The organism is Streptomyces sp. NPDC054813, from assembly GCF_053611365.1.
Genome location: NZ_JBSHAF010000018.1, coordinates 99,177 through 114,626 on the forward strand (window position 1 = coordinate 99,177; position 15,450 = coordinate 114,626).

The 15,450-nt window shown below is 72.7% G+C and carries 15 protein-coding genes; 8 read left to right on the forward strand and 7 right to left on the reverse strand.

Annotation, left to right across the window (positions count from 1 at the left end; genetic code table 11):
• Positions 1-9: 9 nt before the first annotated feature.
• The 3 genes from ACWGJB_RS32005 to ACWGJB_RS32015 all read right to left on the reverse strand — a co-directional run bounded on the left by ACWGJB_RS32005 (position 10) and on the right by ACWGJB_RS32015 (position 3,808).
• Positions 10-447, reverse strand: a complete 438-nt coding sequence (locus ACWGJB_RS32005) for a roadblock/LC7 domain-containing protein (protein WP_453383532.1) — start codon at positions 445-447, stop codon at positions 10-12.
• Positions 444-2,948, reverse strand: coding sequence for a sensor histidine kinase (locus ACWGJB_RS32010; RefSeq protein ID WP_453383533.1), 2,505 nt, complete (start codon positions 2,946-2,948; stop codon positions 444-446). Before ACWGJB_RS32010 ends, ACWGJB_RS32005 begins: the two co-directional genes overlap by 4 nt.
• A gap of 86 nt (positions 2,949-3,034) precedes the next feature.
• Entirely contained in the window at positions 3,035-3,808 is a 774-nt protein-coding gene (locus ACWGJB_RS32015; RefSeq protein ID WP_453383534.1) for an MHYT domain-containing protein, read from the reverse strand.
• A 150-nt stretch (positions 3,809-3,958) separates the two neighbouring features.
• On the opposite strand from ACWGJB_RS32015, the gene ACWGJB_RS32020 reads away from it, so the two are divergent.
• Positions 3,959-4,558: a class I SAM-dependent methyltransferase gene (locus ACWGJB_RS32020; RefSeq protein ID WP_453383535.1), complete on the forward strand. Its 600-nt coding sequence runs from the start codon at positions 3,959-3,961 to the stop codon at positions 4,556-4,558.
• Here the strand turns inward: ACWGJB_RS32020 and ACWGJB_RS32025 are convergent.
• Positions 4,555-5,304, reverse strand: a complete 750-nt coding sequence (locus ACWGJB_RS32025; RefSeq protein ID WP_453383634.1) for an alpha/beta fold hydrolase — start codon at positions 5,302-5,304, stop codon at positions 4,555-4,557. The two genes, ACWGJB_RS32020 and ACWGJB_RS32025, sit on opposite strands and share 4 nt — an antisense overlap.
• Positions 5,305-5,421: 117 nt before the next feature.
• Between ACWGJB_RS32025 and ACWGJB_RS32030 the strand changes: the two genes are divergently transcribed.
• The 3 genes from ACWGJB_RS32030 to ACWGJB_RS32040 all read left to right on the forward strand — a co-directional run bounded on the left by ACWGJB_RS32030 (position 5,422) and on the right by ACWGJB_RS32040 (position 7,331).
• A complete protein-coding gene (locus ACWGJB_RS32030; protein WP_453383536.1) occupies positions 5,422-5,955 on the forward strand; it encodes a PadR family transcriptional regulator in 534 nt (177 codons plus the stop codon).
• 102 nt (positions 5,956-6,057) lie between these two features.
• A complete protein-coding gene (locus ACWGJB_RS32035) occupies positions 6,058-6,354 on the forward strand; it encodes a hypothetical protein (RefSeq protein WP_453383537.1) in 297 nt (98 codons plus the stop codon).
• 134 nt (positions 6,355-6,488) lie between these two features.
• The gene (locus tag ACWGJB_RS32040) at positions 6,489-7,331 is read left to right on the forward strand and encodes a hypothetical protein (protein ID WP_453383538.1); all 843 of its coding nucleotides are present in this window, start codon (positions 6,489-6,491) and stop codon (positions 7,329-7,331) included.
• A gap of 54 nt (positions 7,332-7,385) precedes the next feature.
• Here ACWGJB_RS32040 and ACWGJB_RS32045 read toward each other — a convergent pair whose 3' ends face one another.
• From ACWGJB_RS32045 to xylA, 3 genes are all read right to left on the reverse strand, one after another.
• Positions 7,386-7,568, reverse strand: coding sequence for a hypothetical protein (locus tag ACWGJB_RS32045; RefSeq protein ID WP_181809683.1), 183 nt, complete (start codon positions 7,566-7,568; stop codon positions 7,386-7,388).
• A 239-nt stretch (positions 7,569-7,807) separates the two neighbouring features.
• A complete protein-coding gene (locus ACWGJB_RS32050; protein ID WP_453383539.1) occupies positions 7,808-8,266 on the reverse strand; it encodes a hypothetical protein in 459 nt (152 codons plus the stop codon).
• Positions 8,267-8,487: 221 nt separating this feature from the next.
• A complete protein-coding gene (gene xylA / locus ACWGJB_RS32055; RefSeq protein ID WP_360494433.1) occupies positions 8,488-9,654 on the reverse strand; it encodes a xylose isomerase in 1,167 nt (388 codons plus the stop codon).
• Between the two features lie 231 nt (positions 9,655-9,885).
• On the opposite strand from xylA, the gene xylB reads away from it, so the two are divergent.
• From xylB to ACWGJB_RS32075, 4 genes are all read left to right on the forward strand, one after another.
• A complete protein-coding gene (gene xylB, locus ACWGJB_RS32060) occupies positions 9,886-11,331 on the forward strand; it encodes a xylulokinase (RefSeq protein ID WP_453383540.1) in 1,446 nt (481 codons plus the stop codon).
• A 54-nt stretch (positions 11,332-11,385) separates the two neighbouring features.
• Positions 11,386-12,594 carry an ROK family protein gene (locus ACWGJB_RS32065; RefSeq protein ID WP_453383541.1) on the forward strand — a complete coding sequence of 403 codons (1,209 nt, stop codon included), beginning with the start codon at positions 11,386-11,388 and terminating at the stop codon, positions 12,592-12,594.
• Between the two features lie 333 nt (positions 12,595-12,927).
• The gene (locus tag ACWGJB_RS32070; protein WP_453383635.1) at positions 12,928-14,421 is read left to right on the forward strand and encodes an APC family permease; all 1,494 of its coding nucleotides are present in this window, start codon (positions 12,928-12,930) and stop codon (positions 14,419-14,421) included.
• Positions 14,418-15,431, forward strand: coding sequence for an acetamidase/formamidase family protein (locus ACWGJB_RS32075; protein WP_453383542.1), 1,014 nt, complete (start codon positions 14,418-14,420; stop codon positions 15,429-15,431). Before ACWGJB_RS32070 ends, ACWGJB_RS32075 begins: the two co-directional genes overlap by 4 nt.
• Positions 15,432-15,450: the final 19 nt, after the last annotated feature.

Genomic DNA, 15,450 nt, shown 5'->3' on the forward strand with positions numbered 1-15,450 from the left:
GCTTCCGGCTCATCCGGCGGCGGGCGGCCGGGCGGCGACCCGCGGCGCTGTGAAGAGGTGCTCGCCGACGCGCTTGACCAGGCGTGCCATCTCATAGGCGACCAGGCCGATGTCGGCGGTGACGGCGGTGAGCACGGCGAGGCAGGAGCCGTCGCCGGCGGCGGCCACGAAGAGGAAGGCGTCGTCCATCTCGACCATGGTCTGGCGCACCCCGCCTGCCCCGAAGTGCCGTCCCGTGCCCTTGGCGAGGCTGTTGAAGCCGGAGGCGACGGCGGCGAGGTGCTCGGCGTCCTCACGCCCGAGGGCGGTCGAGGCGCCGACGGCCAGGCCGTCGTTGGACAGCACCACCGCATGCCGTACTTCTTCGACACGCAGCACCATGTCGTCCAGCAACCAGTCGAGTTCGCCGGAGCGGCGGTCGGCCCTCATGCTCGGGTCCTGGATCATGCGCGGTCTCCTTCGGTGCTGTCGGTGCCCTCTTCGGGTTCCGGAACGGCTGCGCGGCCGGGTTGTCTGCCGCCGCCGCGCGCCCAGCCGTCGCGGTAGGCCGTCATGCGGTCGCGGACGGCTTCGGGGGTGCGCTCGTCCTCCCGCCGGGCGGGCGCGGGTTGCTCGGTGCGTGGATCGCGCAGTTGGGGGGCGAGGCTCGCCTGCCGCACCCGGCGCGGGAGGTCGTCGTCGTTGGGTTCGGAGTCGTGCGGTGGGCGGTGGTGCGGCCTCAAGGTCGTGACTCCCGGGGGTGGTGGCTCGGGCGCCGGGTGCGGGGTGGTGTGGGTGGTGGCGAGGGCGGGACGGGCGGCTGGGCCGGCGGCCTGTGGAAGGGCGGTGCCCGGCACGCGCGCGTACTCGCGTTCCGGTGCCTGTTCGATGCCGGCCACCGGACGGCCGGAACGCTCCGCCGTACCACCGTGCAGCAGGGCCTTCGGCAGCAGCACCACCGCGGTGGTGCCGCCGTAGGGAGAGGTGCGCAGGTGCACCTTGATGCCATGGCGGGCCGCGAGCCGGCTGACGACGAAGAGGCCGAGCCGGTCGCTGTCGAACAGGTCGAGGGCCTCGGACTGCTCGATGCGCCGGTTGGCCTCGGCGAGGGTCTCCTGGCCCATGCCGAGTCCGCGGTCCTCGACCTCCAGGGCGTAGCCGTTGCCGACGGGTTCCCCGGAGACGCGCACGCGCGTGTGCGGCGGTGAGAACTGGGCGGCGTTCTCGACGACCTCGGCGAGCAGATGGGTGAGGTCGGCCACGGCCGCGCCGATGACGGCCGCTTCGGGGAGCTGGCGTACCTCCACGCGCGCGTAGTCCTCGACTTCCGACACCGCGGCCCGTACGACGTTGGTCAGGGAGACCGGCATGCGCCAGGCCCGGCCGGGTGCCGCCCCGGAGAGGATGATCAGGCTCTCCGCGTGGCGGCGCATACGGGTGGTGAGGTGGTCCAGGCGGAAGAGGTCGCTCAGCTCGTTGGGGTCGTCGGAGCGGCGTTCCATGCTGTCCAGCAGGCTCAGCTGGCGGTGGACCAGGACCTGGCTGCGGCGGGCGAGGTTGACGAACACGCCCGAGATGCCGCTGGCGAGTTCGGCGCGCTCCACTGCGGCGCGCAGGGCGGCGCGGTGGACGGTGCCGAGGGCCTCCGCCACCTGTCCGGTCTCGTCCTCCGCGGGCGGCCCCGAGGGTGCCTCCGCGCGGATGTCGATCTCCTCGCCGCCGCGCAGTCTGCGCATCGCCTCGGGGAGCTTGCGCCGAGCGATCTCCAGAGCGCTGTTGCGCAGGCTCACCAGCTCGACCACGAGGCCGCGTCCGATGCGTACGGAGATGACGAGCGAGGCGGCCACCGCGAGGAGACCGAGGAGGACGGCCGCTCCGGCGGGGGTGAGCAGACCGCGCGCGAACGGATCGGCCCGGCCCGCGACCACGTGTGCCGTGCCGGTCTGGATGGTCCGCATTCCGTCCTGCACGCGTGCGTGCGCGGTGTTCCAGGTTGCTTCCGGGGCCGCGTCGAGCGCCTTGGCTCCGGGTTGGCTCGTGAGGATCCTGTCCTCGGCGGCGCCCAGCGCGGTGTAGTCGTCGCCGGCGGCGAGCCGGCGCCAGGCGGTGCGCTGTGCGCCGGGCAGGTCGGCGACGGCAGCGTCGGTCAGGACACGGCGGGTGCCGACGGCGCCGGAGAACAGGCGCAGCCGCTCGCCGTCCAGGCCGCCGGTCTGCCGGGCGCCGGCGAGAACCGCGTCCTCCTGGGCCAACGCCTCTCCCGCGCGGGAGAATTCGAGCAGCACGCGCGCGTCGGCGCCCATGTCGTCGGCCTGGACGCCGGTGAGGGCACCGTCCACGGCGAAGGCCGTGTCGATGGTCTGTGTGTACCGCTCGTAGGTCTCGTCCCAGCCGGCGCCCCGGTTCCGAACCGCCGTCCGCAGGGTGCGCAGTTGCTCGGCGCCGGTGACGAAGGTCCCTAGGCGCAGGGCGACACCGGAGGGCAGTTCCTCGCTGTCGGCGACGGTGCTGCCCCTGCCGAGCCGCAGTTCGGCAACGGCCTGGTCGGTACGGGCGCCGAGGCTCTTGAGGTCGCCGGCCTGTTCGGCGGTGGGGTCGGTCGCGTACCGGACGGCGGCGGTGCGCTCGGCCTGGAGCGCGGCGACGGCGGCGGCGACCGGGGTCCGCAACGCGGTGTCGACGCGCTGGGACTGGCGCAGCCGGGAGACGTCCTGTGCGGTGGTGACCGTGGCGTACGCCCACAGGGCGAGCAGGGACATGACCGGCACCATGAGCAGGCAGACGACCTTGGCCCGCACGGTCCGGGGGCGAATTCGCCAGCCTCCGCCGGGCGCGTTGTCGGCCGCGGTGCCGACGACGTCGTCGACCGGTTCCTCGGCGGGTGGTCCGGCGTGTGCGCGACGGCCGCGCGGCGGGCGCGGGGACGGTGTCTGCGGGCCTGCTGTGGGGGTCCTACGGGGTGTACGCATGGCCTCCTCGCTCGGGAGTGGGTCGGGGCGCATCGGGGCCGGTGCCGGTCGGCGTGCGGCGCTGGGCCGACGCGCCGCGGGCCGGGTCAGCGTGCGGCGCTGGTGACGGGCCGCTGGGCCGAGGCGGACGCTTCGCGCTCCCCGGCCGTGGGCGAGAGTGCGACGAAGGCCGAGGTGAGGAACAGATAGGAGCCGAGGCCGACGGCGAGGGGGAAGATGAACTGCATCGCCGTCGCCCCGGGCAGCGGGGTACCGGAGGGCGTGACGTGCACGCTGACCGCGAACATCCCGGTGTAGTGCATGCTGCTGACGGCCGCCCCCATGACCAGGGAGGCGATGGTGACCGCCACGGGTGACTTGATGTTGAGCGCCGCCCACAGGGCCGCGGTCGCGGCGACCACCGCGATGAGCACGGAGAGCCCGACGAGCATCGGGTCGTAGTGCACGTCACCGTGCAGCCGGACCGCCGCCATGCCGAGGTAATGCATGCTGGCGACGCCCAGACCGGTGGTGAGCCCGCCCAGCAGAAGTGCTCGGTTGCGGTCACGGCTGTAGCCGACGGCGAAGACGCCGGCGGTGACCACGATGACGGCGACGAGCAGGCTGAGGATGGTCAGCGGCACGTCGTAGCGGATGTCGGTGCCGCTGACGCCGAAGCCGAGCATGGCCACGAAGTGCATGGTCCAGATGCCGGTGCCGAGCGCGGAGGCCGCGGTCAGGAGCCAGTTGCGGCGCGCGCGGCCGGTGCTGCCGAGCGCGCGGACGGTACAGCGCAGACCCAGTGCGGCGCCTATGCAGGCCATGACGTACGACAGCACGGGGGTCAGCCAGCCGAAGGTGGCGTGGTCCAGGTGTCCCATGGCCAAGGGACGCTAGGGGGCACGGAAGCACAAAGGGGGCGCATTTCGAAAGGTGTTGCAATATGACCCGGAGATGTGTCGGAACGATCGGGTCCGGCTCGAACATGCGCACAGGTTCGTCGTCCGTGACGGTGAGGGAACATGCGGAACATGAGCGATGACCACACGCACGTCCAGGAGTTCTTCACCGCGCGAGCGGCCGACTGGGACACCAAGTTCCCCGACGACGGTCCCGCGTACGCGGCGGCCGTGACCGAGTTGGGGCTGCGCGCGGGTGACCGGGTGCTCGACGCGGGCTGCGGCACGGGCCGCGCGCTGCCACCGCTGCGCGCGGCCGTGGGGCCCTCGGGCGCGGTCCTCGGGATGGACCTGACCCCGGCGATGCTCCAGGCCGCCGTGCGGGCCGGCCGGCACCGTGACGGGCGCTTGCTGCTCGCCGACGCGGCCGCGCTGCCGGTGCGCTCGAAGTCCCTCGACGCCGTGTTCGCCGCGGGTCTGATCGCTCACCTGCCCCGGCCCGCCCGGAACCTGCGGGAGTTGGCGCGCGTGGTCCGCCCCGGCGGCACGCTCGCCCTGTTCCACCCCATCGGCCGGGCCGCCCTGGCGGCGCGTCAGGGACGGCGGATCACATCCGACGACCTGCGCGCGGAGGGCAACCTCGGCCCGCTGCTCGCCGGCTCGGGCTGGCGCATGGCCTCGTACGTGGACGAGGACGCCCGATTCCTCGCACTGGCGGTCCGCGGGGGCTAGCCGGCGACCGCAGCGGCGAAGGCGTCGGGACGATCGAACATGATGTTGTGCCCGGCGCCTGGCACCGTCACCACCCGCACTCCGGACGCCTCCAGCCGGCCCCGCCCGGCGAGTTCACCGCTGAGCTCGCCCTGGAGGTAGACCCGGTCGACCGTCAGCCCCTCCAGGAGGGTGCGCATGACAGGATCCGAGCCGCTCCGGAGGCCCACGGCGCTGCGGTGCAGGGCGCGCGGGTCGGCGAGCCGCATGGTCGCCGTCCAGACGGGCCCCACCGTGTCGAGCACGCGCGCGTGGCCGCTGTCGACGAACTCGTCCTCCTCATAGGTGGCGATTCCGCTGCTGCCCGCGGTCGGCGGCGGATACGCGTCCAGGTTCGCCTCCGTGAGCACCAGCCGCGAGACCAGGTCCGGGCGCCGGTGGGCCAGCACTACGGCGACGGAACCGCCCATGCTGTGCGCGATCAACTCGGCCCCGGCTACTCCCGCCGCATCCAGGGCGGCGGCCAGCGCTGCGGCATGGCCGTCCAGCGTGTACCCGAAGTGGGCGGGCCGGTCGCTGATGCCGTGTCCGGGCAGATCGACGAACAGGCTGCGTCTGCCGGAGAGTTCGGGCCGGGCCGCGATATGCGCGTGGTACACGGCCGATGCCGCCCCGAGCCCGTGGACATACACGCGCGCGGGTTCCGCGCCGGGCGACTCCGTCCAGCGGATGCAACTTCCCCTGCCGTCGAACTCGGCCTGCCGCACAGCACCCTCCCCGATGACGTCACCGCGCACATCTCAGACAATACATCGAACCCGAGGTATTACAAGTACGATGTATCCGAGGAAGGATGTACAGCGGGAGTGCGGAACAATGCCCGCATGCTGGAACTCGCCATCCTCGGATTCCTGTACGACGCCCCCTTGCACGGCTATGTCCTGCGCAAGCACATCGCGGCACTGACCGGGCATGTGCGGCCCGTCGCCGAAGGCACGCTGTATCCGGCGATCAAGCGCCTCGAGAAGGCGGGTCTGCTGGCCCGGGCCACCGAGCCAGGCTCCGTGGCCGCACCACGTCACGTGCTCACACTCACCGCGGACGGCAGGAGCGAGCTGCGCCGACGCCTGGCCGAACCGGAGGAGCGCGACATCACCGACGAGAACCGCTGGTTCACGGTGCTCGCCTTCCTCCGTCACCTCGACGACCCCGCCGCCCAGGCGGCCGTACTGAGCCGGCGGCTGGCCTTCCTGGAGGAACCCTCCAGCTTCTTCTACGACGGCGACCGGCCGGTGCGCGCCGAAGAGGTGGACGATCCGTTCCGGCGCGGCATCCTCACCATCGCGCGCGCCACGAGCCGCGCCGAACTCGCCTGGCTGCGCGCCACCGTCGCCTCCCTGGAGGCCGAGGCCGGCTGAGTGTCCCGAGCGGGCCCTCTTCTGTCGCCGGGACTTCAACTCTACGTTCGGTAGGGAACGACGAATGTTCGCAAGCGACAGCCGACAGGAAAGGTGGCCGGCGTGTTCGACCGGATGCGCAAGTACGCGGACAGATTTCGTGGCACCGGGGGCGCGGAACCGCCGGAGCGGCGCAAGAAGCGTGCGCACAACTTGTTCGAGGCCGCGGCCGCCTATGTCGCGGCCCGCGCCGAGGACGACCAGGACCGGATCGAGGAGGCGGCGGGCTGGGTGTCCCCGGAGGCGCTGTCGTTCGGGGTGAGCGAACTGGCCTGCCGCGCCGTCGTCGCACTGGCGCGGGAGCGCGAGGAGTCGCCACGGGCGGTTGCGCGCGACCTCCTCGGGCTGCCGGTCGCCTGAAGCTTCGCCCCGCCGAGGTCGTTTCGTCCCCTCCCGGTGGAAAACTGCAGCTCCGGGTGTGGTGGCCGGTCGTGACAACGGCCTTCCGCTCGCACTAGGGTGCGCGCCGTTGGACGAACGACTGGGAGGCAGGCATGGCCGGGACGGACGAGGAGGCCCTCGCCGCCGCGGACGAGGCGCTGTACGTGCTCACTGCGGTGTTGTTGACGCCGGCGCAGTTTCCGAGCGTGCTGGGCGACGACTACCCGGAGGCTTGCGCGGCGCTGGAGCTGGCGCCGCGCGCCGACGGCTACGGACTGGTGCTCGGCCAGGACGGTGGCGGGGCGCGCTGGACGGTCGTCGTCGACGACGTCTCGCTGGTCGCCGTCGCGATCGCGTCCTGGGACTGCGGCATGGAGCACGACCTCTCCCCGGACGAGCGCACGGTGATCGCCGCCCTGCCCGGCTGGCCGCTCGCGGTCGCCGTGGCGGCCCCGAACGTGCCCGCTCCGCACGACCCCGGCCCGGAGATGGCGGACCGTGTCCCGCTGGCCCCGCCGGACACCAGTTTCTGGGGCCCGGCGCAGCGGCGGCTGGGCGCGGACGAGATCGCCCTCCAGTGGGCGGTCTGGCGGGAACAGATCGGCGACGACCACTTCCCGGCACCGACAGCCGCAGCGCCGGAAGCCGCCGAGGACGCCCCTGGGGAGGGCGAGGCGGCCCCGAAGGGTCACCTCGGGATCCGGCGTGTACTGGCCGAGGCGCGGGCCTATGTGGACACGCCTCCGCCGCTCGGCCGGGTCCGCTCGTCGTTCGCCCCGGGCGACGCCCGCACGCTGCGCGCCGACGGGCCCGGCTGGTCGTTGGTGGCCCGCACCGACGACATCGCCTTCGTGCTTCTCGACGAGGAGCCCGGCGAGGTCCTGCCCGTGGGCCGGGGCCCCGAGCTCCCCGGCCTCCTGGAAGCCCTCGACAAGATGGCCGTACGGCCTCTGTGAGCCCTCCCGGGCCGCATCCCCGCCGAGGGGGGTCCGCGGCCTCGGGCGGGTGCCTCAGCGGCCGATCTCCTTGCGCGTGACCCTGCGCAGCCTGCGCCGCTGCGAGGGGTCGAGGGTGAGGTAGGCGGCCACCGGGACGCCGACCACGATCAGGAACGTCACCCACCAGGGCAGCCATATCAGCAGGATGAGCCCGACCGCCACACCTCCTGCGGCGATCTTCGCGTTCTTCGACATCAGCGTCGCCTCCTTCGCGGCCACTGCCGCTCTCTGATCTGAAAACGGGCCCGAGCCTCCCGCGGTTCCGGACCGCGCCCCTGAGACATCCCTGACGAGCGACCCCTACTGGTCCCTGATACCGGGTCGAACAGTTTGTGAAGCAGTCCCGCTTCAGCGTAGCCACTCCCGGCCGGCTGCCGGGATGCGCGATTCCCCCGACTGCCGGTCCGCGGAAAACGATCACCAGCCGGTTGTGGTCACCCCGGCAGCGAGGGCAGCAGTGACTCCAGACCGCTCGGCAGCCGGCTGGGGAGTTCCGACGGCCAGTCCGTAGGGAGGTTGCTCGGCAGTCCCGACGGCAGGCTGCTGGGCAGCTCCGTCGGGAGGCTGAAGGAGGGCCGCGAGGTGCCGGATGAGGTCGGGCTGCTCGTGGTGGACCTGTCGCCGGGGGAACCGTCGCCGCCGGACATCATCAGGACGACGGTGACGACGGCCACGGCGGCCACCAGCAAGACCAGGACGGCGTACAGCGGGCCCCTGCGTCGGCGGGGCGGCTCCGGCGTCCAGCCGACGGCGGTGGGCGGGTCGTAGTCCCCGAAGCCCCCTCCCGAGGGTGGTCCGAAACCTCCGTACGGGGGCGGGTCGTAGCCGCCGTCCGGGGGCGGGGTGCCGTTCGGCGGGCCGGGCGGGCGGGGCGGTACGGGTGGCATGGCCATACCGCCAAGAGTCACCGCGTACCGGTCACCGCGCGAGCCCCGCGCGGGAGTTGATACGGACCCATGCAACGGATCGCACGATTCCGGAGCATTTCCCGCGCGGACGGTCGTGCCGGTGCGGGCAACTCGTACGGCTGCGGGCAACACAACGACGGCAACGCAACGACAAGCGCGCGTGCGGGCGTTCGGTCCGAGAGCCGCCCCCACGCGCGCGTACGTGTTCAGCCGCGGGCGCCCAGCAGGTGGTCCATCGCCAGCTGGTCGAGCTGCTCGAAGGCCATCCCGCGCGCGGCGACCGCGTCCGCGTCGAACTCCTCGAAGGCCGTGCGGTCGGCGAGGAGCGCCTGAATGCCGTCCGCGGCCGTCGGCTGGGCCAGCTGGTCCAGGCGGGAGGCGCGCAGGGCCTCCTGAACCTCCGGGTCAGCGCGGAAGGCGGCCGCGCGCTCCTTGAGGATCAGGTAGTTGCGCATACAGCCGGCGGCCGAGGCCCACACGCCGTCGAGGTCCTCGGTGCGCGGCGGCTTGAAGTCGAAGTGCTTCGGCCCCTCGTAGCCGGCACTCTCCAGCAGGTCGACCAGCCAGAAGGCGGCCCGCAGGTCGCCGGCGCCGAAGCGCAGGTCCTGGTCGTACTTGATGCCGGACTGACCGTTGAGGTCGATGTGGAAGAGCTTGCCCGCCCACAGGGCCTGCGCGATGCCGTGCGGGAAGTTCAGCCCGGCCATCTGCTCGTGGCCCACCTCGGGGTTGACGCCGTACAGCTCGGGGCGCTCCAGGCGCTCGATGAAGGCGAGCGCGTGGCCGACGGTGGGGAGCAGGATGTCGCCGCGGGGCTCGTTCGGCTTGGGCTCGATGGCGAAGCGCAGGTCGTAGCCCTGGGAGGTGACGTACTCGCCGAGGAGGTCGAAGGCCTCCTTCATGCGGTCGAGAGCGACGCGCACGTCCTTGGCGGCACCGGACTCCGCGCCCTCACGGCCGCCCCAGGCGACGTACGTCTTCGCGCCCAGCTCGGCGGCCAGGTCGATGTTGCGGACGGTCTTGCGCAGCGCGTAACGGCGCACGTCACGGTCGTTCGCGGTGAACGCGCCGTCCTTGAAGACCGGATGGGTGAAGAGGTTGGTGGTGGCCATCGGCACGGTCATACCGGTCGCGTCGAGGGCCTGGCGGAAGCGCTTGATGTGCGATTCGCGCTCGGTGTCCGAGGACCCGAAGGGGATCAGGTCGTCGTCGTGGAACGTCACACCGTAGGCGCCCAGTTCGGACAGGCGCTGCACCGTCTCGACCGGGTCGAGGGCGCGGCGGGTGGCGTCGCCGAACGGGTCCCTTCCCTGCCAGCCGACGGTCCACAGGCCGAAGGTGAACCTGTCCTCGGGGGTGGGCTGGAAGCTCATGCCGCGGCTCCTTGCTTGATGCCTGTGCTTGATGAGTGTGCTCGACGTCGGTCGGACACACGGTCGGGCCGACTATTTCGTCATGGCCGTTTACAAATTAGTATGCCGACGCATCCCTGGGAAGGGTCACCCTGTCCCCGAGGGATGAAATCCGGGTCGCGACACCCCGGTGAACCAGGAAAACTGCAGGTCAGGCCAGACCGCGAGACGCGGAAAAAGGGAGAGAGCCCGATGTCAGCAGCCGAGGGTCCGCTCGTCGTCGGCGTGGACACGTCCACCCAGTCCACCAAGGCGCTGGTGGTCGACGCGTCCACCGGCCAGGTCGTGGCGAGCGGCCAGGCGCCGCACGCCGTGTCCTCCGGCGCGGGCCGGGAGAGCGATCCGCGTCAGTGGTGGGACGCGCTGTGCGAGGCACTGCGCCAGTGCGGGGACGCGGCGCACGAGGCGGCGGCCGTGTCGATCGGCGGGCAGCAGCACGGTCTGGTCACGCTCGACGAGCGGGGCGAGCCGGTGCGGCCGGCCATGCTGTGGAACGACGTCCGTTCGGCACCCCAGGCGCAGCGGCTGATCGAGGAGCTGGGCGGTCCGAAGGCCTGGGCGGAGCGCACCGGCAGTGTTCCGGGCGCGTCGTTCACGGTCACCAAGTGGGCCTGGCTGACGGAGCACGAGCCGGAGGCGGTCCGTGCGACCAGGGCCGTGCGGCTCCCCCACGACTACCTCACCGAGCGCCTCACCGGGCAGGGCACGACCGACCGCGGTGACGCCTCCGGCACCGGCTGGTGGGCGTCGGCGACCGAGGCGTACGACGAAGAGACCCTCGCACACGTGGGCCTGGACCCGGCGTTCCTGCCCCGGGTGGTCCGCCCCGGCGAGATCGCCGGCACCGTGCGCGACAGCCACGAGCTGCCGTTCTCCAAGGGCACCCTGGTCGCGCCGGGTACGGGCGACAACGCGGCGGCCGCGCTGGGGCTCGGGCTGCGTCCGGGCACCCCGGTGCTGAGCCTCGGCACGTCGGGCACGGTGTACGCCGTCTCGAAGCACCGCCCCGCCGACCCGACCGGTACCGTCGCGGGCTTCGCCGACGCGCACGGCGACTGGCTGCCGCTCGCCTGCACGCTGAACTGCACCCTCGCGGTCGACCGGGTCGCGGCGCTGCTCGGCCTGGACCGCGAGGCCGTCGAGCCCGGCACCTCGGTCACGCTGCTCCCGTACCTGGACGGCGAGCGCACCCCCAACCTGCCGAACGCCTCCGGGCTGCTGCACGGCCTGCGCCACGACACCACCGCCGGGCAGCTGCTGCAGGCCGCCTACGACGGCGCCGTGCACGCCCTGCTCGGCGCCCTGGACCTGGTGCTGGACGCGGACGCCGACCGGACCACGCCGCTGCTGCTGATCGGCGGCGGCGCCCGGGGCCGGGCGTGGCAGGAGACGGTACGGCGGTTGTCGGGGCGCCCGGTGCAGGTGCCCGAGGCGAAGGAGCTGGTCGCCCTCGGCGCCGCCGCGCAGGCGGCCGGGCTGCTGACCGGCGAGGACCCGGCGGCGGTGGCCCGGCGCTGGAACACGGCGGCGGGACCGGTGCTGGACGCGGTGGAGCCGGACGCGGCGACGCTGGCCAGGATCTCCGGGGTACTCTCCGACGCGGCCCCGCTGCTGGAGCGGGCGCCGGAGGACCGCTGACCGCACGGGAGGCAGGTCGCAGGACCGTCCAGGGGACCGAGGATTGATCAACGCATGACCGCACCGCTGCACGAGGGCCGCCCGACGGCGACCGGCCGTGCCCTGCCGGACACCCAGCAGGGCATGCGTCGGCGCAACCTCGCGCGCGTGATGCACGCGGTCAGCGCCGAGGGTTCGCTGTCGCGGGCCGCGGTCGCCTCCCGCATCGGCCTCACCAGAGCGGCCGTGTCGACCCTCGTCGACGAGTTGATCCGCTGGGGGCTCCTGGAGGAACTGGGCCCCGAGCGGCCCAGCCGCGTCGGACGGCCGGGCTCGGCGCTCGCGGTGAGCCGGCGCGGCCCGGCCGGTATCGGGGCGGAGGTCGGGGTCGACCATCTCGCCGTGTGCGCGGTGGATCTGCGCGGCGAGGTACGCGCGCGTGCCGTGCGGCACGGCGCGAATCGGGGCCGGGCGCCCAAGCCGGTGGTCGAGGAGCTGACCGCGCTGGTCCGCCGGGTCGTGGCGGACGCGGAACGGGAAGGCCTGTGGCCGGCCGGTCTCGCGGTCGCCGTCCCCGGCCTGGTGGCCCGTGACGGGCACACGGTCGTGCACGCCCCGAACCTCGACTGGCACGACACCGACCTCGGCGCGCTGCTGCCCGCGGACCTCCCGCCGACGGTGGACAACGAGGCCAACTTCGGCGCCCTGGCGGAGCTGTGGCTCGGCGATGCCACCCCACCGGATTTCCTGCATGTGTCCGCGGAGATCGGTATCGGCGCGGCGGTCGTCGTGGACGGTCAGTTGCTGCGCGGGAAGCGGGGTTTCGCGGGCGAGCTCGGCCATGTGCCGGTCCACCCCGACGGGCCGCAGTGCGCGTGCGGCGGGCGCGGGTGCCTGGAGCAGTACGCCGGCGAGGAAGCGGTGCTGCGCGCGGCCGGTCTCGAACCCCGCGAGGACGCGGTGGGCCTGCTCGCGCGGCGGGCGGGCGAGGACCACGAGGGAGTACGGCGCGCCCTGTACGACGCCGGTACGGCCCTGGGTATCGCCCTGACCGGCGCCGTCAACCTCCTCGACCCCGAGTCGGTGGTCCTGGGCGGTGCCCTGGCCGGCCTCGCCCCGTGGCTCCTCCCGTCCCTGGAGACCGAACTGGCCGACCGCACAACCGGCCCGGCCTGCCCGGTCACCGTCTCCCGCCTCGGCTCCGAGGGCCCCCTCCTGGGCGCAGCCCACTCGGTGGTCCGTGCCGTACTGGACGACCCGGCGACGGTGGCGGAACGGGTCTGAGGACCGGCTGCCCCAGCCGATCCGAGCACGGGCCGTCCGGCCGGTGCGATCTGGCCGGCCGGCCGGTCCGAGGCCTGGCCGCCCAGCCGGTCCGAAGCCTCCGCCGAGCCGGTCCGAAGCCTGGCCGACCGGCGGTTACCTGCGATCGACCAGGTGTCCCGCGCTTCTTGCCTCACCCGTTCGGGTGGCGAGGTTTTCCACAACCGCCGCCCTGTCCACGGAATCACTCGGCGCTCTTCTGCCCAACCCGCCAGCGCCGTACCGTGATTCACGCGAAGCGGTCCGTGCGACCGAAGGGTTCACGCACGTCGGGGGGTGTGTATGACCGAGAAGATGGCCGGAGCGGCGGACGCGGGGCTGCGGCGGGACGCGGTCGGGCTGCGGGAGGTTCTGTTCCAGAGCGTCACGGCGATGGCGCCCGCGGCTGCCGTCGCCGCGTCCATTCCGTCGGGGGCGGCCTTCGCCGGAGGCAGTCTGCCGCTGGCGGTGGTCATCGCTCTGGTGGCCTGTCTGTTCACCGCGTCCTGTGTGGCCGAGCTGGCCCGGGAGTTGCCTGCGGCGGGCTCGGTGGCCACGTACGCGGCGCGCGGGCTGCATCCGGCCGTGGGGTTCCTGGTCGGCTGGGGCTATGTGTTCGTGGAGGCGCTGGTACCGCCGTTGCTGCTGCTCCAGCTCGGGTTCACCGCGGCGGGCACCCTGCACGAGGAGTGGGCCTCCTGGCCGGCCGATCTGTGGTGGCCGTGGTCGCTGGCCGGCGCCGCCGTCATAGCCGTCACCGGGTATCTGGGGGTGCGTGCCTCGGCGCGTTTCGGGACGGTCCTCGGGGTCTTCGAGATCGCGGTCTTCCTCGTCTTCGCCATCTGGCTGATCGGAAAGGCCGGTTCACACAACACCCTCTCCGTATTCGGTACCTCGCACACGGCGAAGGGGTACGGGGGCGTCAGCGGGGTGTTCGCCGGTTCCGTCTACACCGTGCTGGCGTTCGCCGGTTTCGAGGCGGCCGCGCCACTCGCCGAGGAGACCCGCGACCCGCGCCGCACGATGCACCGCGCGGTGCTCGGCGCGGCCCTGGGGATCGGCCTGTTCTACGTGGTGACGACCTATGCGATGACCGTGTACTTCGGGCCGGACCGGTTCGCCGGCTTCGGCGCGGCGGGCGACGCGTCCTGGGAAGGTGTCGCCCGGGCCTCCTTCGGGCTCTTCTGGGTGCTGGTGTTCCTCGCCGTGGTCAACTCGACGATCGCCAACGCCAATGCCTGTGCCAACGTGTCCACGCGGACGGCCTTCGCGCTGGCCCGCATCCGGGTGCTGCCGCGCGTCCTCGCCACGCTCCACCCCCGGTACCGCTCCCCCGTCGCCGGTATCGCCGTCCAGACGGTCGTGGCGGTCGGCGCCGTGCTGGGACTGGGCTTCGGTTACGACCCGGTGACCGCGTTCCTGCTGCTGGCCACGGTGATCGTCACGGTGGTCATCGGCGTCTACATCGTCGTCAACCTCGCCTGTGCGGGCTACTTCCTGCGCCGCGGTCGCGAGTCCCTCCGACCGGTACGGCACCTGCTCCTGCCGCTGCTGGGCATCGTGGCCTTCGTGCCCGCCCTGCTCACCGCCGCCGGTCTGCCCGTCTTCGACTTCGTGACGAAGCTGACCGCCCCGGTGTCGTACGCCGGTCCGGTGGTCGGTGTCTGGATGGCGGCCGGAGTGGTCGTGCTCCTGGTGCTGATACGCCGTCACCCCGAGCGCATAGCCGAGACGGCGCGTGTCCATCTCGAAGAAGGCGACGACCGAGCAGACGCCGTCGACCGGCGGAACGGAGACCTCCCGCGATGACCGACCCCCTCATCCTCACCGTCCGGCCCGGACCGGGCGAGTACGCGTGGACGTTCGGCGGAGCGCCGCCGGTGGCGCGGATCGCGCCCGGCACCGTGCTCGACCTGTACACGGAGGACTGCTTCGCCGGACGGGTGCGGTCCGAGAAGGACCTGGTGTCCGAGGTGTGCGAGTTCCCGTTCCTCAACCCGCAGACCGGGCCCTTCCACATCGAGGGCGCGGAGCCCGGGGACACCGTGGCCGTGCACTTCGTGTCCATCGAACCGGCGCGGGACTGGGCGGCGTCCACGACGGTCCCCCTGTTCGGCGCCCTCACCTCGACGCACACCACGGCCACCCTGCAGCCGCCGCTCCCGGAGAAGGTCTGGATCTGGCAGCTGGACCGGAGCCGGCGCACCGCCCTGTTCCGGGCCCACGAGGGCGATATCGAGCTGGAGCTGCCGCTGGACCCGATGCACGGAACGGTCGGCGTGGCCCCCGCCAACCTGGAGGTCCGCTCGGCCCTGGTGCCCGACGCACACGGCGGGAACATGGACACGCCCGAGATGCGGGCGGGTGTCACCTGCTATCTCGGGGTGAACGTGGAGGGCGCGCTGCTCAGTCTCGGCGACGGGCACGCCCGGCAGGGCGAGGGCGAGACCTGCGGGGTGGCCGTCGAGTGCGCGATGAACACCGTGGTGATCGTCGAGCTGCTGAAGGGGATCGCGACGCCCTGGCCCCGGCTGGAGTCGGACACGCACATCGTCTCGACGGGGTCGGCGCGTCCGCTGGAGGACGCCTTCCGGATATCGCAGCTCGACCTGGTGCAGTGGCTGGTGCGCGACTACGGATTCGCCGAACTGGACGCCTACCAGTACGCGACTCAGACGGTGGAATCGCCGTTGGCCAACGTGTGCGACACCAACTACACGTGTGTGGCCAAGCTCCGCAAGGAGTGGCTGCCCGCGCGCGAGACTTACCGCGGACTGCACGCGCGGCTGCGCGAGACCGCGGCGGCCCTGCACCGCTGACCGCGACTCCCCATGCTTC

Coding starts and splice junctions, on each gene's coding strand:
- ACWGJB_RS32040 (WP_453383538.1), top strand. CDS start 6,489: ATGGCCGGGACGGACGAGGAGGCCCTCGCCGCCGCGGACGAGGCGCTG.
- xylA (WP_360494433.1), bottom strand. CDS start 9,654: ATGAGCTTCCAGCCCACCCCCGAGGACAGGTTCACCTTCGGCCTGTGG.
- ACWGJB_RS32010 (WP_453383533.1), bottom strand. CDS start 2,948: ATGCGTACACCCCGTAGGACCCCCACAGCAGGCCCGCAGACACCGTCC.
- xylB (WP_453383540.1), top strand. CDS start 9,886: ATGTCAGCAGCCGAGGGTCCGCTCGTCGTCGGCGTGGACACGTCCACC.
- ACWGJB_RS32020 (WP_453383535.1), top strand. CDS start 3,959: ATGAGCGATGACCACACGCACGTCCAGGAGTTCTTCACCGCGCGAGCG.
- ACWGJB_RS32050 (WP_453383539.1), bottom strand. CDS start 8,266: ATGGCCATGCCACCCGTACCGCCCCGCCCGCCCGGCCCGCCGAACGGC.
- ACWGJB_RS32005 (WP_453383532.1), bottom strand. CDS start 447: ATGATCCAGGACCCGAGCATGAGGGCCGACCGCCGCTCCGGCGAACTC.
- ACWGJB_RS32070 (WP_453383635.1), top strand. CDS start 12,928: ATGGCCGGAGCGGCGGACGCGGGGCTGCGGCGGGACGCGGTCGGGCTG.
- ACWGJB_RS32045 (WP_181809683.1), bottom strand. CDS start 7,568: ATGTCGAAGAACGCGAAGATCGCCGCAGGAGGTGTGGCGGTCGGGCTC.
- ACWGJB_RS32015 (WP_453383534.1), bottom strand. CDS start 3,808: ATGGGACACCTGGACCACGCCACCTTCGGCTGGCTGACCCCCGTGCTG.
- ACWGJB_RS32075 (WP_453383542.1), top strand. CDS start 14,418: ATGACCGACCCCCTCATCCTCACCGTCCGGCCCGGACCGGGCGAGTAC.
- ACWGJB_RS32030 (WP_453383536.1), top strand. CDS start 5,422: ATGCTGGAACTCGCCATCCTCGGATTCCTGTACGACGCCCCCTTGCAC.
- ACWGJB_RS32065 (WP_453383541.1), top strand. CDS start 11,386: ATGACCGCACCGCTGCACGAGGGCCGCCCGACGGCGACCGGCCGTGCC.